Source organism: Bradyrhizobium sp. CCBAU 53415, from assembly GCF_028128735.1.
GTDB lineage: Bacteria > Pseudomonadota > Alphaproteobacteria > Rhizobiales > Xanthobacteraceae > Bradyrhizobium.
The window spans coordinates 758,970-781,812 of record NZ_LBJF01000001.1 but is presented as its reverse complement, the minus strand read 5'-3'; the positions used below and the strand labels follow the sequence as shown (position 1 = coordinate 781,812).

At 64.2% G+C, this 22,843-nt stretch carries 21 protein-coding genes; 12 read left to right on the top strand and 9 right to left on the bottom strand.

Annotated features, from left to right (window positions below; translation table 11 throughout):
- Nucleotides 1-66 precede the first annotated feature (66 nt).
- Nucleotides 67-675 carry a S24 family peptidase gene (locus XH87_RS03575; protein ID WP_035705094.1) on the top strand — a complete coding sequence of 203 codons (609 nt, stop codon included), beginning with the start codon at nucleotides 67-69 and terminating at the stop codon, nucleotides 673-675.
- A 106-nt stretch (nucleotides 676-781) separates the two neighbouring features.
- Complete coding sequence (locus tag XH87_RS03570; RefSeq protein WP_158670258.1) at nucleotides 782-1,057, top strand: hypothetical protein; 276 nt, start codon at nucleotides 782-784, stop codon at nucleotides 1,055-1,057.
- A 41-nt stretch (nucleotides 1,058-1,098) separates the two neighbouring features.
- Here the strand turns inward: XH87_RS03570 and XH87_RS03565 are convergent, their stop codons facing one another.
- Nucleotides 1,099-2,073, bottom strand: a complete 975-nt coding sequence (locus tag XH87_RS03565; RefSeq protein ID WP_271586186.1) for a quinone oxidoreductase family protein — start codon at nucleotides 2,071-2,073, stop codon at nucleotides 1,099-1,101.
- A 223-nt stretch (nucleotides 2,074-2,296) separates the two neighbouring features.
- On the opposite strand from XH87_RS03565, the gene XH87_RS03560 reads away from it, so the two are divergent.
- The 3 genes from XH87_RS03560 (at nucleotide 2,297) to XH87_RS03550 (ending at nucleotide 4,974) form a co-directional block, all read left to right on the top strand.
- Nucleotides 2,297-2,497, top strand: coding sequence for a hypothetical protein (locus tag XH87_RS03560; protein WP_035705099.1), 201 nt, complete (start codon nucleotides 2,297-2,299; stop codon nucleotides 2,495-2,497).
- Nucleotides 2,498-2,644: 147 nt separating this feature from the next.
- Complete coding sequence (locus XH87_RS03555; protein ID WP_271586185.1) at nucleotides 2,645-3,592, top strand: AAA family ATPase; 948 nt, start codon at nucleotides 2,645-2,647, stop codon at nucleotides 3,590-3,592.
- Nucleotides 3,593-3,597: 5 nt separating this feature from the next.
- A complete protein-coding gene (locus XH87_RS03550; protein WP_271586184.1) occupies nucleotides 3,598-4,974 on the top strand; it encodes a vWA domain-containing protein in 1,377 nt (458 codons plus the stop codon).
- 19 nt (nucleotides 4,975-4,993) lie between these two features.
- Here XH87_RS03550 and XH87_RS03545 read toward each other — a convergent pair whose 3' ends face one another.
- The 3 genes from XH87_RS03545 to XH87_RS03530 all read right to left on the bottom strand — a co-directional run bounded on the left by XH87_RS03545 (nucleotide 4,994) and on the right by XH87_RS03530 (nucleotide 8,512).
- Nucleotides 4,994-5,176, bottom strand: a complete 183-nt coding sequence (locus tag XH87_RS03545) for a hypothetical protein (protein ID WP_035705100.1) — start codon at nucleotides 5,174-5,176, stop codon at nucleotides 4,994-4,996.
- A 578-nt stretch (nucleotides 5,177-5,754) separates the two neighbouring features.
- Nucleotides 5,755-7,140, bottom strand: coding sequence for a hypothetical protein (locus XH87_RS03535; RefSeq protein WP_271586581.1), 1,386 nt, complete (start codon nucleotides 7,138-7,140; stop codon nucleotides 5,755-5,757).
- A gap of 97 nt (nucleotides 7,141-7,237) precedes the next feature.
- A complete protein-coding gene (locus XH87_RS03530) occupies nucleotides 7,238-8,512 on the bottom strand; it encodes an allantoate amidohydrolase (protein WP_271586183.1) in 1,275 nt (424 codons plus the stop codon).
- A 365-nt stretch (nucleotides 8,513-8,877) separates the two neighbouring features.
- Here XH87_RS03530 and XH87_RS03525 point away from each other — a divergent pair, with 365 nt between their 5' ends.
- From XH87_RS03525 to XH87_RS03505, 5 genes are all read left to right on the top strand, one after another.
- Nucleotides 8,878-9,363: a nucleoside deaminase gene (locus tag XH87_RS03525; RefSeq protein WP_271586182.1), complete on the top strand. Its 486-nt coding sequence runs from the start codon at nucleotides 8,878-8,880 to the stop codon at nucleotides 9,361-9,363.
- A 155-nt stretch (nucleotides 9,364-9,518) separates the two neighbouring features.
- Nucleotides 9,519-11,090 (top strand): ABC transporter ATP-binding protein, encoded by a 1,572-nt coding sequence (locus XH87_RS03520; protein ID WP_271586181.1) that lies wholly within the window; start codon nucleotides 9,519-9,521, stop codon nucleotides 11,088-11,090.
- Complete coding sequence (locus XH87_RS03515; protein ID WP_271586180.1) at nucleotides 11,074-12,165, top strand: ABC transporter permease; 1,092 nt, start codon at nucleotides 11,074-11,076, stop codon at nucleotides 12,163-12,165. Before XH87_RS03520 ends, XH87_RS03515 begins: the two co-directional genes overlap by 17 nt.
- The gene (locus tag XH87_RS03510; RefSeq protein ID WP_271586179.1) at nucleotides 12,152-13,069 is read left to right on the top strand and encodes an ABC transporter permease; all 918 of its coding nucleotides are present in this window, start codon (nucleotides 12,152-12,154) and stop codon (nucleotides 13,067-13,069) included. The genes XH87_RS03515 and XH87_RS03510 overlap by 14 nt, the downstream gene beginning before the upstream one ends.
- A 75-nt stretch (nucleotides 13,070-13,144) precedes the next feature.
- On the top strand, nucleotides 13,145-14,221 hold the full coding sequence (locus XH87_RS03505; protein WP_271586178.1) for a BMP family ABC transporter substrate-binding protein: 1,077 nt from the start codon (nucleotides 13,145-13,147) through the stop codon (nucleotides 14,219-14,221).
- A gap of 109 nt (nucleotides 14,222-14,330) precedes the next feature.
- Here the strand turns inward: XH87_RS03505 and XH87_RS03500 are convergent, their stop codons facing one another.
- Nucleotides 14,331-15,680, bottom strand: coding sequence for an 8-oxoguanine deaminase (locus XH87_RS03500; protein WP_271586177.1), 1,350 nt, complete (start codon nucleotides 15,678-15,680; stop codon nucleotides 14,331-14,333).
- Between the two features lie 144 nt (nucleotides 15,681-15,824).
- Between XH87_RS03500 and XH87_RS03495 the strand changes: the two genes are divergently transcribed.
- Entirely contained in the window at nucleotides 15,825-16,652 is an 828-nt protein-coding gene (locus XH87_RS03495) for an FAD binding domain-containing protein (RefSeq protein ID WP_271586176.1), read from the top strand.
- Complete coding sequence (locus XH87_RS03490; protein WP_271586175.1) at nucleotides 16,649-19,375, top strand: molybdopterin-dependent oxidoreductase; 2,727 nt, start codon at nucleotides 16,649-16,651, stop codon at nucleotides 19,373-19,375. The genes XH87_RS03495 and XH87_RS03490 overlap by 4 nt, the downstream gene beginning before the upstream one ends.
- 76 nt (nucleotides 19,376-19,451) lie before the next feature.
- Here the strand turns inward: XH87_RS03490 and uraD are convergent, their stop codons facing one another.
- The 4 genes from uraD to XH87_RS03470 form a co-directional block, all read right to left on the bottom strand.
- The gene (uraD, locus tag XH87_RS03485; protein ID WP_271586174.1) at nucleotides 19,452-20,339 is read right to left on the bottom strand and encodes a 2-oxo-4-hydroxy-4-carboxy-5-ureidoimidazoline decarboxylase; all 888 of its coding nucleotides are present in this window, start codon (nucleotides 20,337-20,339) and stop codon (nucleotides 19,452-19,454) included.
- Nucleotides 20,340-20,345: 6 nt separating this feature from the next.
- Entirely contained in the window at nucleotides 20,346-21,281 is a 936-nt protein-coding gene (puuE, locus tag XH87_RS03480; RefSeq protein WP_271586173.1) for an allantoinase PuuE, read from the bottom strand.
- The gene (locus XH87_RS03475; protein ID WP_035705181.1) at nucleotides 21,282-21,695 is read right to left on the bottom strand and encodes a DUF3830 family protein; all 414 of its coding nucleotides are present in this window, start codon (nucleotides 21,693-21,695) and stop codon (nucleotides 21,282-21,284) included.
- A 704-nt stretch (nucleotides 21,696-22,399) separates the two neighbouring features.
- On the bottom strand, nucleotides 22,400-22,804 hold the full coding sequence (locus XH87_RS03470) for a hypothetical protein (RefSeq protein ID WP_271586172.1): 405 nt from the start codon (nucleotides 22,802-22,804) through the stop codon (nucleotides 22,400-22,402).
- Nucleotides 22,805-22,843 lie beyond the last annotated feature (39 nt).

Here is a 22,843-nt window from a genome sequence, read left to right as displayed (position 1 = left end):
ATAATTGCATCAATTCCGAATTTCGGATTACAAGAGGCAAGACGGTGCGCAATCGAGGGAATCACCATGTTGGACGTTGCAATGATCGAGCGGGGCCTGGAAAAGACGGGCAAGAGCAAGGGCGGCCTGGCGGCGGCCATGGGCGTGCGGCCCGGCGCGGTCTCGGAGATCCTCGGCGGCGAGCGTCTGGTGAAGGCTTCGGAGATCATTCCGATCATGGAATATCTCGAGCTCAATCTCGCGCCGATCATGGGCCGCGTCGGCGCCGGTGCCGTGATCGAGCCGGACTACGAGCAGGTTCCGCCGGAGGGACTGGGCGACATCACGCTGCCCTTCCCGATCATGGAAGAGACCGTCGCCTTCGAGATCGTGGGTGATTCGATGCTGCCTAAATACGAAAGCGGCGACGTGATCGTGGTCTACAAGGACCAGCGCCACCCACTATCGAGCTTCTACGGCGAAGAGGCTGTGGTCCGGCTCAAGACCGGCGAGCGCTATCTGAAGACCATCGAGCGGGGAAAATCACCCTCCGTCGTCAATCTCACGAGCTTCAATGCCAAGCCGATCGTCGGCGTCAAGCTCGACTGGGTCGGGGAGATCTGCCTGTCGATGCCCAAGGGGCAGCTCGAGCGGCTGCGTGCGAAATCGGCGCGTCCCCGCAAGAAAGGCAAGTAGGAGATCGGCGAGCAATTTCCGATTTCTAGAAATATCGATTGACAACATTCCGTTTTTCGGAAATACTCTGCCGCGCTCCCGACACGAGGCGCGGCAGGATCGTTTTATGCAATACTTCGTCGTGATGATCGACTATGGGCGGCGGGGCCGCGAGGCGGTCGTCGATCCCGAAATCACGAGGCGCGAGGTCATCTCCCGCATCGCTTCGGGCGAGTACCGGAACATCTCGTTCATCCACGAAATCGTGGAGAGTGCGGTCGAGGACGTGACTGAGGCCATCCTGACCGAGGCCGCCCTGCCCCAGATCCCGCCGGAAGACGTCGACCTCCAGGCGATCGGCCTTGATCGCATCCGCGATCTGCGCAAGCACGAACGGACGTGACGCAGGCCAGCAGGTAGCTTGCGTCTCCATCCAGCCGAGCATTAGACCAGGAGAACCGTTGATCCCGTGGTCTTGCGCGCCGCAAGATCGGCATGCGCCTTGGCGGCGTCCTTCAGCGGATAGGTCTGGTGCACCTCGATCTTGACCGCGCCGGAATTTACGACGTCGAACAGTTCGTTCGCCATCGCGACCAGATTTTCGCGTTTGGCGGCATAGGTGAACAGCGTCGGACGGGTAACGTAGAGCGAGCCCTTCTGGGCCAGCAGGCCGAGATTGAGCGGCTCAACCGCGCCCGAAGACTGGCCGAACAGCGCGGCGACGCCGAGCGGCGCGAGGCAATCCAGCGATTTGAGGAACGTGTCCTTGCCGACGGAGTCGTAAACCACCGGCACCTTCCTGCCGCCGGTGATTTCGTCGACCCGCTTCACAAAATCTTCCCGTGTGTAGATGATCACATGGTCACAGCCATGCGCCTTGGCGAGCTTGGCTTTCTCGTCGTTGCTGACCGTGCCGATCACGGTTGCGCCGAGGTGTTTGGCCCACTGGCTCAGGATCAGACCGACGCCGCCGGCCGCGGCGTGGAGCAGGATGGTGTCGCCGGCCTTCACCCGATAGGTCTGACGGATCAGATATTGCGTGGTCAGACCCTTGAGCATCATCGCCGCCGCGGTCTTGTCATCGACGCCATCGGGCAACTTCAGCAGACGGTCCGCGGGGATCACCCGCGCCTCGGAATAGGCCCCGAGCGGCGAGGCGCCGTAGGCGACGCGATCGCCCGGCTTCAGATCGGCGACACCGGGCCCGACCTCCTCGACGACACCGGCCGCCTCGCTGCCGAGCCCGCTCGGCAGTTGCGCCGGATAGAGGCCCGAACGGTTATAGATGTCGACGAAGTTGAGGCCGACAGCAGTGTGGCGGATGCGCGCTTCGCCCGGTCCGGGCTTGCCGACACCGACCTCCTCCCAGACCAGAACTTCCGGGCCACCGGTCTTGTGAAAGCGAATAGCATGGGTCATGGGCGTTGCTCCCTGATCGTTGATGTGAAGTCCGAGTACCTGATCGGCCTGTGAAATAGGCATTTGGACGGCCCAGTACAGTACAGAGCCGTAGCAAGAATGTCACAGCGAACGACAAACACCCGCCGTTCCGCCTCTGTTCGAAAGAGTTGATGAGGGCTCCGGGGTAACCGGCAGTAGCCTTCGGGCGGGGTTTGGTGGTCGCCTGCGAAGGAGAGCCGAGATGCCAGCTTACGTTCAGCATCATCAGGACATCGAAATCGCGCCTGTGATTTGTCCCACCTGCTTGGGGTTCCTGCCAATGTATGTGCGCGAGGTCGAACCACATTGGAGCCTCGCCAAGATCGACTTCGTCTATGAATGCGCCGATTGCGGCGCCGAGGTCAGACAGACGATCCGCAAGCCGGAGCTGCTGCAGCACTGACCGCGCGAACGGTAGGCCTCCCAACTATTTGCGCTCAGCGGGAAAAAGGCCGTTCACGCGGATCTGATGTCTCCCAAACGAGGCTTGTTCTTTGCCCGGAACGCAGGCAGAACAAGCCTCAACCAGGACCTTTGGGAGCGCCCATTCGTGGCTGATCAGAAGGCCTCGACGTCGATCGAGGCAGTGGAGAGCGGCCTCGCCGCGCAAGGTTATATTGCGAGCCGGCAGATCGCGACCGCCGTCTATTTGTCGCAGCAGATTGAGAAGCCGATCCTGGTCGAGGGGCCCGCGGGCGTCGGCAAGACCGAGCTCGCCAAGGCGATCGCGGCCTGGCGCGGCATGAAGATGATCCGCTTGCAATGCTACGAGGGCCTCGACGAGGCCAAGGCGCTCTATGAGTGGAAATATGCCAAGCAGCTTCTTTATACGCAGATCCTGAAGGACAAACTCGGCGAGGTTCTCGGCGGCGCGCAGACATTGCATGCCGCGCTCAACCAGCTCCACGATTTCGGCGACGTGTTCTTCTCCAAGGAATTCGTCGAGCCGCGTCCCCTGCTCCAGGCGCTGGAGCAGCCGGGCGGCTGCGTGCTGCTGATCGACGAGATCGACAAATCGGATGCGGAGTTCGAATCGCTGCTGCTGGAAATCCTGTCCGACTTCCAGGTCACGATCCCCGAGCTTGGAACCGTCTCGGCCATCACGCCGCCGACCGTGATCCTCACCTCCAACAGCGAGCGCGACCTCGGCGACGCCCTGAAACGGCGCTGCCTGCACCTGCATATCGGCTTCCCCGAGCAGCGGCTCGAGGAGCGCATCGTCGAAAGCCGCGTCCCCGGCATCTCGCAGACACTGCGTCGGCAGATGGTCGGCTTCATCCACGAGATCCGCTCGCTGGATCTGAAGAAGCTGCCGTCGGTCAGCGAGACCATCGACTGGGCGCGCGTGCTGGTGCTGCTCCAGGCTTCCGAGCTCGACACCGAGATCGTCAAGGACACGCTCAATGTTCTCCTGAAATACGAAGCCGACATCGAGGCAGCAACGCCGCAAGTAACGACCTTCATTGCCAAGGCGGCGCGGTCCAACGTCTTCGGTTGACGCCGATGCGCGAGAATCTCCATCGTTTCTTTCGAGCGGCACGGGGCGTCGGCGTTCACGTCTCGCCGGCCGAGAGCATCGATGCGATGCGCGCAGTCGCGCAGGTCGGCATCTCCGACCGCGCCGTTCTGCGCGACGCGTTGCTCCTGACGCTTGCCAAGTCGAAGGACGAGAAGCTCGCGCTCGGCGACTGCTTTGACCTCTTCTTCAGTCAGCCGGAACCGCGGCAGGACCAGCCCGAGACCGACAACGACGACACTCCGCAGGACGCAGATCAGCCGCCCTCCTCCGGCGCTCCCAGCGATGGCGGCGAAAGTCAGTCTCCCGAAGGTTTAGGTGCGCTCGCGCAGATGCTGCTGTCGCAGGACCGCAATGCGATCGCAGCCGCCATCGCCAGGGCCTCCGGGGCGGCCTCCCTGTCCGACATCCGCTACTCCACTCAGCGCGGCATCTTCTCCAGCCGCATCCTCGACGCCATGGGCCTCCAGCGGCTGCGCGACGACCTCGACGAGCTGACCGCGACCAACCCGGCACTGGCCGAGCGTATGCGCGCCGCGCTCGACGCTTTACGCGAAGCCGTTCGCGATACGGTCTCGCAGGGGCTTGCACTCTATGCGCGGGAGGAGGCCGAGAATCTCCGCAACGAGATTCTGCGCAACGCGCCGCTTGCCCGTATCGAGCGGCGCCAGGTCGCCGAGATGCGCTCCCTCATCCGCCAGATCGCGCGCCGGCTGCGCGAGCGCTACTCGAAGCCGCGCAAGCGCCAGCGCCGCGGCCATCTCGACGTCCGTCGCACGCTCCGCCGCAATGCGGCCTGGGGCGGCGTGCCCTTCCTCACGGCATGGAAGCGCAAGCATCGCGACCGACCGAAGATCGTGGCGCTGTGCGACGTCTCGGGTTCCGTCGCGCAAGTGTCCGATTTCTTTCTGCTGCTGATCCACTCCCTGCACGAGGTGGTCGACGATGTCCGCTCCTTCGCCTTCTCCTCGCACCTGATCGAGGTCAGCGAGATCCTGGAATCGAACTCGCCGGAGGAGGCGATGTCCGAGATCATGTCCAAGGTCGGTTTCGGCTCGTCGGACTACGGCTCTTCGCTGGTCGATTTCGAGAAGGAGTTCATGGGTACGCTGACGCCGCAGACCACGGTGATCGTGCTCGGCGATGCCCGCAGCAACAATCTCGATCCGCGCGCCGACATTTTGCGCCGGATCTCCGACCGCTCCAAGCGACTTGTCTGGCTCAATCCCGAGGGGCGGCTCGCCTGGGGCTTCGGCGATTCCGAGATGCCGCGCTACGCGACCTTTTGCAGCGTCGTGCGCCAATGCGCCACCGCGCAGCAGCTCGAGCGCGCCGTTTCCGATATCGTGGCGACTTATCAGTAAGCAATATTAGCCACCTGCGTCAGGCGGCGTGCAGCTCGGACTGCGCGAGATTGCACTCTCGAAAGTGATACGCGATTTCGTCGAGCGCCCGCTGCTCCCATTCCTGGGCCTGCGCGAGCCAGAACACCCGACGTTCCGAATCGAGCGCTGCGCGCTCACGGCACAAAAATTCCTGATTACGAATTTCAACCAATCTCATCATGCACTCACACCCCTGTCGTGTGAAGCCAGTCCCCGTGAAATAGGCTTAGCAGAGTCCCGAACAACTCGTCTTACGATTTTCTGTGCATATCGCGACGCAAAATAGGACAGCGACGCTTCTCGTGCACCGCGGCAGTCGCACTGCAACATCAAGCGCAGATCATCAATTAGTGATCGGAGATCGGGACGATATTCGAGCGCGAACGATCTTAACTCTTGTGGCGCAACGAAGTGCGGCAATTTGTGAAGAGACGTTCTAAACATCTCACCGAATTCCGGACTCATTGTCGTCGCATGGTCTTCATGCAGCGCCGGTAACAGGGCGCGCGGATGTTACGATCGCCTGAGGCAACATGACCGACGATTTCGACTTGGATCTTTCACCGGATCAATGGGCAGCCCTGCGCACACTTCGCAACCCGCTGTCGAACGGCCGTCTCAAGGCTCATCTCGTCGAGAGCCTCGTCACATTGGCCTTGTCGTCATTGACGATGGTGTGCCGGCCATCACAACGACCGGACGAAAGGTGCTCGTGCGCGGATCGTGCCGGCTGCTGGATCTCGTGGCGTGAGTGGTACGTTACCGAGTGGATTCGTCCATCCAGCGGAGGAGCGGCGTTCCATACGCCCTCCTCCAGACGGACATGAAGCGAGGAAACCAGGAGTGGGCCACGGCGCCCTTATAGGCCCAGGTGCGATACTTCAGCCCCTGTTCTGAGATCAGCTCCTGATAGCCGCCATGAACCTCGGTCGCCGCCCGAATATCCTTCAATATTCCTTGGGCGCAGGCCCGATAGGCATCGCTGCCAGTGAATTCATCATAGTCCAGCATGCGATCCGCGAACTCGACGTTGAACGTCGGCCAGCAGGAACGTCCCTGGTAGGCGGGAGCCGCAATCCTGTGAATCATCTTGTTCCGCGGATTGTCCGCAGACACCAGGAATTGGAAGGTGCTGGGGATGCGAAACCGCGGCTCCCCAATGATCAGATCCGTCGTGGCCGAGAACAGCGCCCGCTCGCTCGCATCGCTCATATTCCAGAATCCGCGATGCACGCTGACGAAATCCAGCGCGATCGATGATGCCGGCGAGCTCGCCGGACCCTCCAGGGAATGCCTGATATGACCGTCCTTGCCGAACAGGCAGAGCAAGTCCTTCTTGTATTGCAGGAGGTCACGCCCGAGCAGCCGCTTCAGCTCGTTCTCGCCGACGATCCCGAGCCTCACGCCCCACACGAAGGTCGTGTAGACGGAAGCATTGGTCACGAAGCGCCTGCGTTCGGCACGGGTGTCTGTTGCGGCGGAGCGAGGTGCGTGGACATCGCAAAGCAAATACCTGGTACCGTCATCATTGAACGGCTCGAGCTCGCCTGCGAGCCGGAGGATCGCCCGCTTCAGGTCACCGCCATATTCGGCCAGCAGCAGGCGGCCTGCATGCGCGCATTGTGACATCGCCAGATGGGACGACGTCCTCTCCTCGGCAGAGATCATCTGCTGGAGACCGGCGAGAATCCCGAGCAGCGTATCCGAGGGCCGCGAGAAATAATTCACTCCGAGATACCGGCCGCGTCCCGCGGGCACGATGGTCGTGGTGACGACGTCGGCGCGGACCGCCTCCAGCAGCAGGCGCACGCTCTTCTCGAGCAGGCGCACCCGCCGCACCGCGTCCTGAGCATCCATGATGGTTTCGGGGGCGAGAACGTCGGGATAGAACCACGCGAAGTCCCGGGGGTAATAGGCGGATGCGTGCGGCGCGCCCGTGACGAGGAAAGCCTCGGTCATCGAGAACGCGCTGTCCATCGAATGCCGATAGAGGTCCTCGATAGCCGACGACGGATGATGCGACTTTCTCAGGAGCCGATCACCGAGAAAATTGACCGCCTGAAGGGCGTTGGCGACAAAGGTCGCAGCCCTGCCCTGGTAGAACCGGTTTCCACGATGTGATGGCAGGGGAATGTCGCTGTTCATATGCACCTGGTGTCTCGCGATCCCGGCGATGGCCGGTCACCATTCCAAGCGTGACCGATTCGTGTCTCGCCCCGATGACGAACGGCCATCCGGTTGTTCAGCTCGCTGCGGCACGGCTCTCCCGCGTCTGAAAGTTCTCGATCACACGCAGCAGTACCCGCGCGCCGGCGTCGGCATCCGCGAGCTCGACATGCTCGTCCGGGTGATGGCTGACACCGCCGCGGCAGCGGACGAAGATCATGCCGACATCTGCGATGTCGATCATGGCCATGCCGTCGTGCCCAGCCCCGCTGGGTAACTCGAACACGGACAAGCCTTCCGCGGCGATCGCCTCCGCGATCTGCACCTTCAGCCAGGGCGCGCACGGCGCGGTGCGATTTTCGTGGGTGACGTCGAGCTGGAGTGCCAATTGCCTCCGCTTTGCGATCGCCTCGATCTGGCGGACGACGTCGGCCACCGCGCGCTTGCGGTGCATGTCGGTGGGCGCGCGCATATCGATGGTGAAGGACACGTCGCCCGGAATCACATTGGTCGCGCCGGGCCTCGCCTGGATGTAGCCGACAGTGCCGACCAGGCCGCCCTCGTCGGTGCGGCAAAACTGCTCGATGGCACCGATGCATTCGGCCGCGCCGGCAAGCGCGTCGCGCCGAAGCCCCATCGGCACGGTGCCGGCGTGTCCCGCCATGCCGGTCAGCCGTGCGGCCAGGCGCGTGGCGCCGGCGATCGCGGTGACGACACCTACGGGCAGGTTCTGCGCTTCCAGCACCGGCCCCTGCTCGATGTGCAATTCGAGGTAGGCAAGTAGCTCCCGCCGCGCCCGCGCGGCCGCACCGATATCGGCGGGATCGAGGCCGAACTGCACGAGCGCATCGCGCATCGATACGCCATCGCGGTCGCAAACATTCAAGACACTCTCGTCAAAGGTGCCGGCCACTGCACGGCTGCCGAGCAAGGTCGAAGCGAAGCGCACCCCCTCCTCATCGGCAAAACCGATAACCTCGATCGCAAACGGTAGGCGCCTGCCGCGGCGGTTGAGATCGGCGACGCAGGAGATCGCCGTGATCACACCCAGCGGTCCATCCCATTTGCCGGCATCGCGCACAGTGTCGTAGTGCGAGCCGAGCATCAGGCAGGGCGCACCCGGCCGGTCGCCTTCATAGCGGCCGCAGACGTTGCCGATCGCGTCGAGGCGCGCGCTCATGCCGGCTTCGCGCATCCAGCTCAGGATGAGGTCCGCTGCCTCGCGCAGCTCCTTGGTGAGATAGACGCGGGTGAGGTTGTCTCCTCCCTCCGAGATCGCGGCCAACTCGTTGATCCGACGCACGATCATTTCGCCGAGCGACGCATTTTGAACGGCGTTGACGGACCCCATCTCGACAAATTTCCTCTTCTCTGGACTGCGGGAGTTGCTGTCCCGGCGACAAACGCTACGAGTTCGGTGCCAGCAAGATCACGCACCGGCCGGCCCGACGGGCGCGTGATTAGCATGGATGCGAGTGCGCGCGAGACTGCCTCGCGCCGGTCAGGCACGCGGGCGGCCCACGCCTGTAATTCCTTATCAGGATCTGACGGGCCGCATAATCGATATTTTTCAATCGGTTATTCGGAAAATGCCATCGACGACGACCGTCCGGGCGGGCTGGTGATGTTCCACGGCAGATTGTGTATGAAGCATGGACGAGCGAAGCCGACCACCGTGGTCGCCGGCGCATGGCAGGCACTGACCGGGGAGCAGCGATGGACGGCGCGTCCGAACGTGACGAACACTTCCTGCGCCTGTCGTTCGCGGTCGCCCGCCGCTCACTCAGTCATGGCAATCATCCCTTCGGCTGCGTCGTTGTCGGGGCCGACGGCAAGGTCCTCATCGAGAGCGAGAACGGTTACATGCCGGATCATGACGGCACCGCGCATGCCGAACGTCTGGCGGCCACCCGCGCCTGCCGCACCCTCGGACGCGAGGTGCTGGCGAAGGCCACGCTCTATTCGTCAGCCGAACCCTGCGCGATGTGTGCGGGCGCGATCTACTGGGCCGGCATCGGCCGCGTCGTCTTTGGCCTCAGCGAGCATCGCCTGCGCAGCATCACCGGCAACCATCCGGAGAACCCGACCCTCGCCCTGCCCTGCCGCGAGGTCTTCGCCAGCGGCCAGCGGCCGACAGAGGTCATCGGCCCGCTGCTGGAAAAGGAGGCTGAAGCGCTGCACGTCGGCGTTTGGACCAAGTAGCAGGACATTCAAAAGGAGATGACGCCGTTTGTCTGATCGCGCGCTATGCGACGCCGCCGAAGCGTTGAGCAAGGATTGATGCTTTTTCACATCTTACGCCGCGGTTCAAACTGGCCCACTATTGAGACACTTCACGCATGCAAGCGCATCAGCGAATGTTAGATCCGACGTCCAATGGCCAGCATTCCGGCGATTCTCCGCTCCTGAGGACGATCGGCCTCACCAAGCGTTATGGCGGTTTCCTCGCCAACGATTCCATCGACATCGACATCTGGCCGAGGGAAATCCACGCCCTGCTTGGCGAGAACGGCGCCGGCAAGTCGACGCTGGTCAAGGCCATCTACGGGCTGATCCAGCCCAGCGCCGGCGAGATCCGCTGGCAGGGCCAACGAATCGCGCTGTCCGGTCCCTCGGAAGCACGCAGCCTTGGCATCGGTATGGTATTCCAGCATTTCTCGCTGTTCGACAATCTTACCGTTGCCGAGAACGTGGCGCTCGGCCTCGATGGCAAGGAATCCTTCAAGGACATGTCGGCGCGGCTAGAGCAGGTGTCGAAGACCTATGGACTGCCGCTCGATCCTCATCGCGAGGTCTGGCAACTATCCGTCGGCGAGCGCCAGCGCATCGAGATCGTCCGCGCCTTGATGCAGGATCCGAAATTCCTGATCCTGGACGAGCCCACCGCGGTGCTGACGCCGCAGGAGGCAGATCAGCTCTTCATCGTGCTGGAGCGGCTCAAGGCCGAAGACCGCGCCATCCTCTATATCAGCCACAAACTGGAGGAGGTGAAACGGCTTTGCGACACCGCGACGATCCTCCGCAGCGGCAGGAAGGTCGAGACCTGCAACCCTCGGCTCGAGACTGCGGCCTCGCTCGCGCGGATGATGGTCGGCGGAGAGATCAAGGAAGTGAAGGCCGCATCCCGCCGCAAGACCACTGTGCCGCGGCTCGTCGTCGATGATCTCTCGCTCGCCCCCGCAGAGGCGCATGGCGTACGGCTCGAGCACATCTCGTTCGAGCTGAAGGGCGGCGAGATATTCGGCATCGCCGGCGTCGCCGGCAATGGCCAGGACGAATTGTTCGCCGCGCTTTCCGGCGAGCGCCTCTCGAAGGATCCTGGTACGGTGCTGATCGAAGGCATCGCCGCCGGCCACCTCTCGATCACCCAGCGGCGCAAGCTGGGCGCCGCTTTCGTGCCCGAGGAGCGTCTCGGCCACGGCACCGCACCGCGCATGAAGCTGTCGGAGAACGTGCTGCTCACCGGCCACGCCGCCAGCGGCATGGTCCATCACGGCTTCATCGACACTGCGGCCACGCTGAGGGCGGTCGACCGTGCGACCGAGGCGTTCGATGTCCGCAAGGCCAAACGCGATCCGGAAGCCGCGAGCCTGTCCGGCGGGAATCTGCAGAAGTTCATCGTGGGACGCGAGATCCTGCGCGCTCCCGCGGTGCTGGTGGTGAGCCAGCCGACCTGGGGCGTCGACGCCGGCGCCGCCGCCGTCATCCGTCAGGCGCTGCTCGATCTCGCAACCGCCGGCGCCGCCGTCCTCGTGACCAGCCAGGATCTCGACGAGCTCGCGGAGATCGCCGACTGCATTGCCGTGATGTTCCATGGCAGGCTTTCCGCTCCGCTCGCAGTAAGCGAAGCGAGCCGCGAAAAGCTCGGCCTCCTGATGGGCGGCAGCAGCCTGGAACCGAAGGAGATCGCGCATGCAGCTGGTGCTTGAGAAGCGCGTCGAGCGCTCCGGCACGATCGCGCTGGTGTCCCCACTGATCGCGATCGGCCTCACGATCCTGACCATGGTCATCCTGTTTGCGATACTGGGCAAGAATCCGCTGCTCGCCCTGCACGCCTATTTCATCGCGCCCTTGACCGACGGCTATTCGCTCCAGGAGATCGCGGTGAAGGCAACGCCGCTGGTGATGATCGCCATCGGGCTGTCGCTCTGCTATCTCGCCAATGCCTGGAACATCGGCGCCGAAGGACAATTCCTGATCGGCGCCGTGGCCGGAAGCTGGATCGCGGTGAAGACACAAGGCACCGACGCCGGCGCCTGGGTGCTGCCGGCCATGCTCGTCCTCGCCGCCGTAGCGGGCGCGCTCTATGCGCTGATCCCGGCGATCTGCAAGGTCAAGTTCGGCGCCAGCGAGATCCTGACCAGCCTGATGCTGGTCTATGTCGCCGACCTCTTCCTCGACTATCTCGTGCGCGGGCCATGGCGTGACCCGCAGGGATTCAATTTCCCGACCACGGCGGAGTTTGATCCGGTGGCAACAGTCCCTCTCCTGATTGAAGGGGGCCGGCTGCATCTCGGCTCCGTCATCGCCCTCCTCGTCGTCGCAGCAGCGGCGATCCTGCTCGGGCGAACCATCAGGGGATTCGGGATCCGCGTGGTTGGAGCTGCGCCCCGTGCGGCGCGGTTCGGCGGCTTCAAGGCCAATCAGCTGATCATCCTGACCTTTGCGGTATCAGGCGCACTGGCGGGCCTCGCCGGAATCGTCGAGGTTGCAGGTCCGGTTGGGCATCTCCAGCCTGGCATCTCGCCTGGTTACGGATTTACCGCGATCATCGTGGCCTTCCTCGGCCGTCTGAACCCGCTTGGAATACTGGTTGCAGGCCTCTTCCTCGCATTGACCTTTATCGGCGGTGAACAGGCGCAGATCGCGATGAAGATCCCGCTGGACGTCACCAAGGTGTTTCAGGGCATTCTGCTGTTCTACGTGCTCGCCTGCGATTCCCTCATCCTCTACCGCTTCAAGCTGGTCTTCCCGAGCCGACAGGTGGCCCGTGGAGCTGGTTGAAGCCATCATCCTGGCGGTGCTCGCCGCATCCACGCCGCTGCTGATCGCTGCGACCGGCGAGCTCGTGACCGAGCGCTCCGGCGTGCTCAATCTCGGCGTCGAGGGCATGATGATCGTCGGCGCCGCCTGCGGTTTTGCCGGCGCCTGGCTGACCGGATCGATCGTCATCGGCGCACTGTTCGGCATCGTCGCGGGCACGCTGATGTCACTGATCTTTGCATTGATGGCTCTCGGGCTTGCGGTCAACCAGGTTGCAACTGGCCTCGCACTGACCATCCTCGGCATCGGGCTCTCCGGCCTGATCGGAGCCGGCTTCGTCGGCGAGCGCATCACGCCGGCCATGCACCTCCATGTTCCCGTTCTGACGGACGTTCCGCTGATCGGCCGTGTGCTGTTCGGCGAGGACGGCTTCGTCTATTTCACAGTCGCACTGATCGTCGGCGTCTGGTGGTTCCTGTACCGCACGCGCGCGGGGCTGATCCTGCGCGCCTGCGGCGACAATCACGTCTCCGCGCATGCGCTCGGCTATCCCGTGCTGCGTATCCGTACCTTCGCCGTGATGTTCGGCGGCGCCTGCGCCGGCCTTGCCGGCGCTTATTTGCCGCTCGCCTATACGCCGTTCTTCATTCCGGGCATGACCGCCGGCCGCGGCTGGATCGCGCTGGCGCTGGTGGTGTTCTCGTCCTGGCGGCCGGGCCGGCTCGTGGTCGGCGCGTATCTATTCGGCGCGGTGACGATCCTGCAACTGCACGCGCAAGGCTGGGGCGTCGGCATTCCCTCGCAATTCATGTCGGCATTGCCTTATCTCGCAACCGTCATCGTCCTGGTCCTGCTCTCCCGCGCACGCAGCGGCGGTTCGACTGCGCCAGCCGCGCTCGGCACGGTGTTCGTGCCTGACCGCTGAACCTCACTCCACGGCGGGCGCGATGGGGCGCGTGCGTTGCGGATCGTGGCTTTCCCCTGATGTTGGAGATCGATGATGAGGAAATCACTTCTTGCGCTGACCGCCGGGCTATTGCTTGCCGGGAACGTCAGTGCAGCCTCCGCCGCCGACAAGCTGAAGATCGGCTTCATCTATGTGGGTCCGATTGGCGACCTCGGCTGGACCTATCAGCACGACCTGGGTCGTCAGGCGCTGGTGAAGGAACTTGGCGACAAGATCGAGACCACTTACCTCGAGAACGTGCCCGAAGGCCCCGACGCCGAGCGCTCGATCGAGCAACTCGTCCGCGCCGGCAACAAGCTGATCTTCACGACGTCCTTCGGCTACATGGATCCGACGCTGAAGGTCGCCAAGAAATATCCGAACGTGCATTTCGAACACGCCACCGGTTACAAGCGCAACCCGAACATGTCGACCTACTCGGCGAAGTGGTATCAGGGCCGCTATATTCAGGGCCTGATCGCGGCCAAGATGTCGAAATCGGGCGTGCTCGGCTATATCGGCTCGTTCCCGATTCCGGAGGTCGTTTCCGGCATCAACGCGACGGTGCTGGCGGCGCAGACCATCAATCCGAACATCAAGGTCAAGATCATCTGGGCCAACACCTGGTTCGATCCGGGCAGGGAAGCCGACGCCGCCAAGGCTCTGATCGACCAGGGCGCCGACGTCATCATGCAGCACACGGATTCGCCCGCCGCCATGCAGATCGCCAGCGAGCGCGGCAAGCTCGCTTTCGGCCAGGATTCCGAGATGATCAAGTTCGGGCCCAAGACCCAGCTCACCTCGATCCTGGATACCTGGGGCCCCTACTACATCGAGCGCGTCAAGGCCGAGCTCGCCGGCACCTGGAAGTCCGAGAACACCTGGGGCGGCCTCGACAGCCACATGTTCGCGATGGCGCCCTACACCAACATGCCCGACGACGTGAAAAAGATGGCCGAGGATGCCCAGGACGCGATCACCGCGGGCAAGCTGCACCCGTTCAAGTGCCCGATCATTGGGCAGGACGGCAAGCAGGTCGAGTGCAAGGGCGGCGATCACCTCGACGACGGCCAGATCCTCAGCATGAATTTCTACGTGAAAGGCATCGATGACAAGCTGCCAGGCAAGTAGCACGCTTCTTGCTTTGCCCAAATCACCTGCTCCTCCCGGAGGAGGTTCGGAGGGGGTGGCCAGAAGCACCCGGCACTTGTGGTCGCCCCCTCTTTCTATCCGGTCCTGATCATCCCCCCTGCATGCCCCGCGCCGCGGAACTGTGGCGGCGGATGAGGTCTGCCACATCGAGGCCCGGGATCGCGCCGTCGATCACTGCCCATTGTCCAGCCACCATCACCCGGTCGGCCCGATGCGCGCCGCATAGTACCAAGGCGGCCAGGGGGTCGCCGTGACCGGAGAAGCGCAGCTCGTCGAGCCTGAACAGCGCGAGATCGGCGGCCTTGCCGACGGCGATCTCGCCGAGTTCCGGCCGGCCGATACAGGCCGCCGAGCCCTTGGTCGCCCAGCGCAGCGCATCCTTGTGGCTGACCTTGGCCACGCCATAGCGCGCGCGTTGCAGCAGGAAGGCGGCACGGACCTCCTGCATCAGGTTCGAGCCGTCGTTCGAGGCCGAGCCGTCGACCCCAATGCCGATTCCGACGCCAGCCTCCTCCATCTCGCAGACCGGACAACAACCGGACGCCAGCAGCTGGTTGCTGCAGGCGCAATGACTGATGGTCGTTTTGGCGTTGCCAAGCCGCTTCATTTCGTCGGCGTTGAAAAATATGCCGTGAGCGAGCCAGGTGCGCGCATTGAGCCAGCCGCATTGCTCGAGATAGTCGAGCGGGCGGCAGCCATACATCTGCTCACAAAACTCGTTCTCGTCCTCGGTCTCGGCGAGATGGGTGTGCAGACGCACGTCGAGCTTGTCAGCGAGATCGGCGGTCGCGCGCATCAGCGACGTCGTCACCGAGAAGGGCGAGCACGGCGCCAGCGCGATCTGCACCATCGCATCCGGACCGCGCTGGTGATGCTTTGCGACAACGCGCGCGCTGTCGTCGAGAATCGTGTCCTCGTCCTGCAACACGCTGTCGGGCGGCAGGCCGCCGTCGCGCTGCGACAGGTTCATCGAGCCGCGCGTGAGCAGCACCCGCACGCCGAGACGCTTCGCCACCGCCACCTCGATATCGAGGGCGTCTTCGAGACCCGCCGGAAACACGTAATGGTGATCGGTCGTGGTGGTGCAGCCGGAGAGCAGCAACTCGGACATCGCCACGGTGACGCCGAGCTCGAGCGCGTCAGGCGTCAGCCTCGCCCACACCGGATAGAGCGCCTGAAGCCAGGGGAACAGCTCGCGGTCCATCGCGGCCGGCAGCGCCCGCGTCAGCGTCTGGTAGAAATGATGATGGGTATTGATCAGGCCCGGCAGGACGACGTGTTCGCCCGCATCGAACACCGCGACATCCGCGGTGACGGGCACACCGCCGGCCGGCACGAGCTCGACGATCCGGCCGTCCTTCACCACGATCCCGCGCTCGGCATGATCGGCGAGGATGGCCAGCGGATCCCTGATCCAAATCGGCCTTGCGTCACTCATGATCCTGCTTCTCCTCTCCCCCGCTGACGGCAGGCCTGCAAGACGGAGGACGGCTGCGTCCCTGCTCCGACTTGTTGTTGCCACTTGGCTCCCGTCTTGCGACACTTTCTCGTTGATTCAGCCGGCGGGAGCGGTGGCGCAAGCATGGACTTGAATACCATCACAGCGGTCGCCCATCCGCAAACGCGCGCGCAGTTGCCCGTTTGGACGGCAGGTGATGCCTGGCTCGCTGGCGGCACTTGGCTGTTCTCGGAGCCGCAAACGCATCTGACACGACTGATCGATCTCACCGATCTGGAATGGCCAGCGCTGACGATCACCGACAGCCACCTCAGCATCGCCGCCACTTGTACCATCGCAGAGCTCGATGGACTCGCCTGCCCGTCCGATTGGCTCGCGGTGCCGCTGATCAGCCAGTGCTGCCGCGCCTTCCTTGCTTCGTTCAAGATCTGGAAAACCGCGACCGTCGGCGGCAACCTCTGCATGTCGTTACCGGCGGGACCGATGATCTCGCTCACCACCGCGCTCGACGGCCTCTGCACCATCTGGAAGGCGAGCGGCGGTGAACAGAAGCTTCCCGTCGCCGAATTCGTCACCGGCAACCAGCGCAATCGTCTGACGCCAGGCGACCTTCTCCGGCAGATCGATATCCCAACCGCCGCATTGAAGCGCCGCACCGCCTTCCGCCAGATCTCGCTGGCGCCGGTCGGCCGTTCGGCGGCGCTCCTGATCGGGAGCCTCGAAGCCGATGATGCGCTGACACTCACGGTTACCGCAGCGACGGTACGGCCGATCCAGCTACTCTTTCGCAAAGCCCCGGACGCGAGCACGCTCCGCGCCGCGCTCATGCAGCAGATCACCGACGATCTGTACCACGCGGACATCCATGGCGCGCCAATCTGGCGCAAGCACATGACGCTGCGGCTCGCCGAGGAAATTCGCGCCGAACTCATGGGAGCAACGCGGCCATGAGCGTCGAGGTCAACGGCAAGGTGTTTTCCCAGAAGCCGCGCGCCGGGCAATGCCTGCGCACGTTCCTGCGCGAGCTTGGCCATTTCGGCGTCAAGAAGGGCTGCGATGCCGGCGATTGCGGCGCCTGCACCGTGTTGCTCGACGGCGAGCCGGTGCACAGTTGTCTGATCCCGGCGTTCCGGGCCGAGGGGCGCAATGTGACCACGATTGAAGGTCTTGGCGGAGATCACGGCACGCATCCGATGCAGCAGGCCTTCCTCGATGCGCAGGGCTTTCAATGCGGCTTCTGCACCGCCGGCATGATCCTGACCTGCGCCTCCCTGAACCAGGCGCAGCGCACCGATCTCGGCGCAGCGTTGAAGGGCAATATCTGCCGCTGTACCGGTTATCGTTCGATAGAGGACGCGATCCTCAGCAAGACCAATGTCGAGGCGAGCGTCGAGGCCGGCGCCGCATTCGGTCGCAGCCTGCCGGCCGCCGCAGGTCCCGACATCGTGCGCGGCAGGGCACGCTACACCTTCGATACCGCCATCGACGGACTGCTGCACATCAAGCTGCTCCGTTCGCCGCACGCTCACGCCAGGATCGTTGCGATTCACAAGTCGGATGCCCTTCGCGTCCCCGGCGTCCACGCCGTGCTGACGCATGAGGATGCGCCGTCTGTCCTGATTTCGACCGCGCGGCATGAGAGGGAGTGGATGGACCCAGAGGACACCCGCGTCCTCGACGAGGTCGTCCGCTTCATCGGACAGAAGGTCGCCGCCGTCGTCGCCGAGACCGAAGCCGCCGCCGAGGAGGCGTGCCGCAGGCTGAACGTCAGTTACGAGATTCTGCCCGCGCTGATCGATCCGGAGCAGGCAATGGCGCCGGGCGTGCCAATCATTCATCCCGACCGTACCACGGCGAACCGCGTCGCGGACGCCCGGCGCAATCTCGCCGCGGAAACACATGGCGAATTCGGCGATGTCGCGGCGGCGCTCGCGACGTCCGCCGTCACCTACGAGGCCACGTTCCACAGTCATCGCGTACAGCATGCGGCGCTGGAGACCCATGGCGGCCTCGCCTGGCTCGATGACGCTGGCGTGCTGAACGTCCGCACCTCGACGCAGGTGCCGTTCCTGACCCGGCGTGCGCTGTCGGACATCTTTGGGCTTCCCATGGACAAGGTCCGCGTGTTCTGCGAACGCGTCGGCGGCGGCTTTGGCGGCAAGCAGGAGATGTTCGTGGAGGATGTCCTTGCGCTCGCCGCGCTCACAACCGGGCGGCCAGTGAAGCTGGAACTCACCCGCGAGGAGCAGTTCATCGCGACCTCGACGCGGCATCCGATGCGGGTCCACATCAAGGCGGGCGCCGATAGCGATGGCAAGCTCACCGCCGTCCAGCTCGACGTGCTCTCCAACACCGGAGCTTACGGCAATCACGCCGGCCCCGTGATGTTCCACGCGCTGGCCGAGTCCATCAGCGTGTACAATTGTCCGAACAAGAGGGTGGACGGCGCCGCCGTCTACACCAACACCGTGCCGGCGGGCGCGTTTCGCGGCTACGGCCTGCCGCAGGCGCTGATCGCGGTGGAGGCCGCGATCGACGAGCTGGCCAGGCAGCTCGGCATCAGCCCCTACGAGATGCGCCGGCGCAATATCGTCAAGCCCGGCGATCCCATGCTGTCGCCGCCGCCGTCCGAATATCACGACGTGCTTTATGGCTCCTACGGGCTCGACCAATGCCTCGACCTCGTCGAGCGCGCGATGCAGGCCGATGGCCCGCAGCCGGACCTGTCGCCGGTATGGCTGATCGGTGACGGCATTGCGCTGACTATGATCGACACCGTGCCACCGGCCGGCCACATCGCCGACGCGACGATCGCGCTGCGCGACGACGGGGGCTTCGACCTCACCGTCGGCACGGCCGAGTTCGGCAACGGCACCAGCACCGTGCACCTCCAGATCGCCGCGACCGTGCTGGCGACCACGGTCGAGAGAATCCGTCTGCGCCAGTCCGACACCGCCCATGGCGGCCACGACACCGGCGCCTATGGCAGCGCCGGCACCTTCGTCGCGGGCAAGGCGACGCATGCGGCGGCCATTCAGCTTGCGACCGAGCTGAAGGCGGCGGCCGCCGGCGCGTGGCTGTGCGACGTGAAAACCTGCGTGCTCGATGGGGACGCCGTCGTCAGCGGCGTGCGGCGCATGCCCTTTGCGGAACTGGCGCAGCTCGCTCGCGAGCGCGGCCAGCCGTTCGCAGCCACCGGCAATTCCGGCGGCACGCCGCGCTCGGTCGGGTTCAACGTGCAGGGATTTCGCGTCGCGGTGAACAAAGGCACCGGTGAGCTCAGGATTCTCAGGAGCGTGCACGCCGCGGACGCGGGCGTCGTCGCCAATCCCATGCAGTGCCGCGGCCAGGTCGAAGGCGGCGTGGCGCAGGCGCTCGGCGCTGCGCTTTATGAGGAGATGGTGATCGACGCGAACGGCCGCGTCGTCAACCCGAAATTCCGCGACTACCACCTGCCCTCTTTCGCCGACGTTCCTCGCACGGAGGTGTTCTTCGCCGAGACGTCCGACACGATCGGGCCACTGGGCGCGAAGTCGATGAGCGAGAGCCCGTACAATCCCGTCGCCGCTGCACTCGGTAACGCGATTGCGGATGCCACTGGAATTCGCTTCACCGCACCGCCCTTCAAACCGGATCGGCTGTTTCCGGCGCTGCACGAGAAGTTCGGTAGCTAGCTAGAGCGGGATGGTTCGGTTCACCTCTCCCCTTCGGGGCGAGGTGAACCACGGACAGCCCGCCGAACCTACATCTCTAGCTGCCGCGATAGGTCGAATAGCTCCAGGGCGTGACCAGCAGCGGCACGTGGTAGTGGCTTTCCGGCTCGCCGATCGCAAAGCGCAGCGGGATCTCATCGAGGAACGGCGGATCGGACAGCGGCACATTGCGTTCGGCGTAGTATTTGGCAACGCGGAATCTGAGCTCATAGCGGCCGATCGGCAGCGGGCGACCGCCGATCAGCGGCTGGTCGGTGCGGCCGTCGGCATTGGTCACCGCGCGCGCGATGACTCGATTCTCGCCGAGGCTCGCGAGCTCCACCAGCTCGATCGGGATGCCCGGCGCGGGCCTGCCAATGTGATTATCCAGCACATGCGTCGAGAGCCGGCCGTGCACCTTCAGCCTGTCGTCGGCAATGACGAGCTGGTCCAGCCGCAGCGCGGAGATGCGGCCGATTTCCTCGATCGCACGCCGCGTCTCGGTCTTGGCGATATTGAGCAGTCGCGTCTCGAAATCGCGCAACACGGAATCCCTGGTGTGACGGCGCACGCAGACGATGTACGGGAAGCCGAACTTATCGCGATAGGCGTTGTTGGCACGCTCGAACGCCGCATATTCGGCGTCCGACAGCCGGTCGAGCCCGGCGCTGTTCTGCTCGTCGGTCGATTCCGCCGTGAGGCCAGCGGCGCGCTGCGTCTTGTTGGCGAGATCGGGATGCGCCCGGATCAGCGCCGACTGAGCGTCAGGCTCGGCGCTCTGAATCACCGCCATCAGCGCAGCGTGCAGCTGATTGATGCCGGCAAACGGCCGCTTTGCCGCGAGCTGCTCGGCGATCCATGGCGAATATTCGACGACATTGGCGAGCGCCGCGACGAAATCGGCCTTGCTTGCAGCGTTGAGATCGGCGAGCGAGATCTGCGACATTGCCTCTCACCCGATCTCGAATGCGTCGGCGGCAAGATGCGCGTGCTTGTCGTGCCAGTGCTGGGCGATCTGCAATCGCGTCGGCACCCAGACGCGCTCATGCTTGCCTATATAATCGAGGAAGCGCATCAGCCCTGCGGCGCGCCCGGGCCGGCCGGCGAGGCGGCAGTGCAGGCCGACCGACATCATCTTCGGCGCGGTCTCGCCCTCGGCATAGAGCACGTCGAAGGCATCCTTCAGATAGGTGAAGAACTGCTCGCCTTCGGCAAAACCCTGCGGGTTGATGAAGCGCATGTCGTTGGCGTCTAGCGTATAGGGAATGATGAGCTGCTTGCCGCCTGGTCCCTTCACCCAATAGGGCAGATCGTCAGCGTAGGAGTCGCAGAGATAGAGGAAGCCGCCCTCCTCCATCAGCAGCCGGTTGGTGTTGATCGAGGAGCGCCCGGTGTACCAGCCGAGCGGCCGCGAGCCCGTCGCCTGGAGGTGGACGCGGATCGCTTGCTCGATCTCGGCGCGCTCCTGCGCCTCGGTCATGTCCTTGTGCTCGATCCACTTCAGGCTGTGGCTGGCGATATCCCAGGCCGCCTCCTTCATCGCCGCGACGATCTCGGGATTTCGCTTCAGCGCAGTGGCGACGCCGAACACGGTGGTCGGCCAGTTGCGCGCGGTGAACAACCGCCACAGCCGCCAGAAGCCGGCGCGCGAGCCATATTCGAACATGGATTCGATGTTGGCATGGCGCTGGCCCGGCCAGGGCTGCGCGCCGAGCACGTCGGACAGGAAGGCTTCCGAGGCGCGGTCGCCGTGCAGGATGTTGTTCTCGCCGCCTTCCTCGAAATTGACGACGAATTGCACCGCGACCCGCGCATTGCCGGGCCATTGCGGATGCGGCGGGTTGCGGCCATAGCCGCGGAGATCGCGCGGGTAGCTCGTGTCAATCACTCAGACTTCCTTGAAGCGGATCGGCAGCGCGCCTTTCCACAGCACGCTCTTGCCTAGCGTTGCCAGGTTCTCCAGGCCCGAGGTCAGCGTGATGAAATGGTTGCCGGCGAGCTGCCCCATCTTGCTCGCGAAATGCACGCCGCCATAGGCCAGCAGGATCTCGGTCTCGCTGATGCCGCCGGGATAAAGGATGATCTGGCCGGGCGCGGGATAACTGGTGTGGTTCTCATAGCCGACGCCGAAATCGAGGTCGCCGAGCGGCATCCACACGCCCTCGCCGCTCCAGCGCACATGGATAATGTGGCTTTCGAACGGCAGCGCCTTGCGGAAGGCGGCCACGGTCTTCGGCGCCAGCTGTTCCTCGAAGCGGGCATCGAAGGTGAATTCGCCGGCGCTGATAACGAGTTTGCTCATCTCATCTCTCTGGATCGGGGCCGGAGGCCCCACGGATAACTCCGAAGCAAAGAGCATTCCCGACAGCTTCACGCAAGTGGCGCGGCCCCATTGAACCGGATTGCCGCGGGCAAGTCCATTGGCGTCCCGGGCGGAATCGCCGAATATTTGACCGGCGCCAGGCGTCGTTTGGCGGGTCGTCATTGCGGCGCGGCACTGCGGCTTTCTCATGTCCCGGACAGGCTGCAGCGCGCCAGAGTTGTGGCGCAGAGCCGGGACCCAGAGCAACACGGCAGCGCGCGGCGGGATGGGCTCCGGCTCTGCAGCGGATCGCTAGGCGCTACGTGCGTCCCAGGCACAAGAGCGGAGTGTGCCGCTCGCTGCTTGCACGCCATCATTGCGAGGAGCCCTTGCGGCGAAGCAATCCGGACTTTCGCCGCGGAAAGATTCTGGATTGCTTCCGCCTTCGACGAAGGCTTCGGCGGACAAGTCTCTGCACTCGCCATGACGGAGTGCGAGGCAGCAATGCCGCTCCTCCACCGCGCATTTTGAATCGCGGACATGCCAATTTCCGAATTTCGGCAAAGCCATGGGAGATTGACAAGCCAGCGAAACAGCGCGGACGACGGGCAGCCCGCAAGCAACGAAAAGGGACGGTGCAAGGCACCGCCCCTCACGAATCCGGAAAACGCGTTCCGCAGATCAGGGCGAAGACGCTCGCCCAGCTAGTAAGGCTGGTAGTAGTAGCGCGGACCATAATAGGGACCGCCGCCGTAATAGCCGGGGCCGCCGTAATAAGGACCCGGGCCATAATAATAGCGGTTCTCGTAGTAGTCGCGGCGGCGCTGCTCGGCGATCACCCCTCCGATGATCCCCGCCGCCGCGCCCATGAAGGCGAGGCCGGCCGCGCTCGGCCCGCGTCGATGGTAGTGGCGACGGCGGACTGCGCTGAAATCGGTGACGGCGGCGGTGGCCTGACCTGCAGCGGCAGCCTTTGAGGACACCGCCTGGGCCGTACCGGAGGACGCCGCAGCCGAAGATGACACCGAGGTTGCGAGCAGCGCCACGCCAGCAAACGCGGCCAGGACAGCGTTGCGGCCGGCGGCGGAAATCATCGGTCCATCACACATCTTGATCTTCCTCTGTTTTCACCGAAACATACGCAGGCA

Coding starts and splice junctions, on each gene's coding strand:
- XH87_RS03575 (WP_035705094.1), top strand. CDS start 67: ATGTTGGACGTTGCAATGATCGAGCGGGGCCTGGAAAAGACGGGCAAG.
- XH87_RS03570 (WP_158670258.1), top strand. CDS start 782: ATGCAATACTTCGTCGTGATGATCGACTATGGGCGGCGGGGCCGCGAG.
- XH87_RS03565 (WP_271586186.1), bottom strand. CDS start 2,073: ATGACCCATGCTATTCGCTTTCACAAGACCGGTGGCCCGGAAGTTCTG.
- XH87_RS03560 (WP_035705099.1), top strand. CDS start 2,297: ATGCCAGCTTACGTTCAGCATCATCAGGACATCGAAATCGCGCCTGTG.
- XH87_RS03550 (WP_271586184.1), top strand. CDS start 3,598: ATGCGCGAGAATCTCCATCGTTTCTTTCGAGCGGCACGGGGCGTCGGC.
- XH87_RS03545 (WP_035705100.1), bottom strand. CDS start 5,176: ATGATGAGATTGGTTGAAATTCGTAATCAGGAATTTTTGTGCCGTGAG.
- XH87_RS03535 (WP_271586581.1), bottom strand. CDS start 7,140: ATGAACAGCGACATTCCCCTGCCATCACATCGTGGAAACCGGTTCTAC.
- XH87_RS03530 (WP_271586183.1), bottom strand. CDS start 8,512: ATGGGGTCCGTCAACGCCGTTCAAAATGCGTCGCTCGGCGAAATGATC.
- XH87_RS03525 (WP_271586182.1), top strand. CDS start 8,878: ATGGACGGCGCGTCCGAACGTGACGAACACTTCCTGCGCCTGTCGTTC.
- XH87_RS03520 (WP_271586181.1), top strand. CDS start 9,519: ATGTTAGATCCGACGTCCAATGGCCAGCATTCCGGCGATTCTCCGCTC.
- XH87_RS03515 (WP_271586180.1), top strand. CDS start 11,074: ATGCAGCTGGTGCTTGAGAAGCGCGTCGAGCGCTCCGGCACGATCGCG.
- XH87_RS03505 (WP_271586178.1), top strand. CDS start 13,145: ATGAGGAAATCACTTCTTGCGCTGACCGCCGGGCTATTGCTTGCCGGG.
- XH87_RS03500 (WP_271586177.1), bottom strand. CDS start 15,680: ATGAGTGACGCAAGGCCGATTTGGATCAGGGATCCGCTGGCCATCCTC.
- XH87_RS03495 (WP_271586176.1), top strand. CDS start 15,825: ATGGACTTGAATACCATCACAGCGGTCGCCCATCCGCAAACGCGCGCG.
- XH87_RS03490 (WP_271586175.1), top strand. CDS start 16,649: ATGAGCGTCGAGGTCAACGGCAAGGTGTTTTCCCAGAAGCCGCGCGCC.
- uraD (WP_271586174.1), bottom strand. CDS start 20,339: ATGTCGCAGATCTCGCTCGCCGATCTCAACGCTGCAAGCAAGGCCGAT.
- XH87_RS03475 (WP_035705181.1), bottom strand. CDS start 21,695: ATGAGCAAACTCGTTATCAGCGCCGGCGAATTCACCTTCGATGCCCGC.
- XH87_RS03470 (WP_271586172.1), bottom strand. CDS start 22,804: ATGTGTGATGGACCGATGATTTCCGCCGCCGGCCGCAACGCTGTCCTG.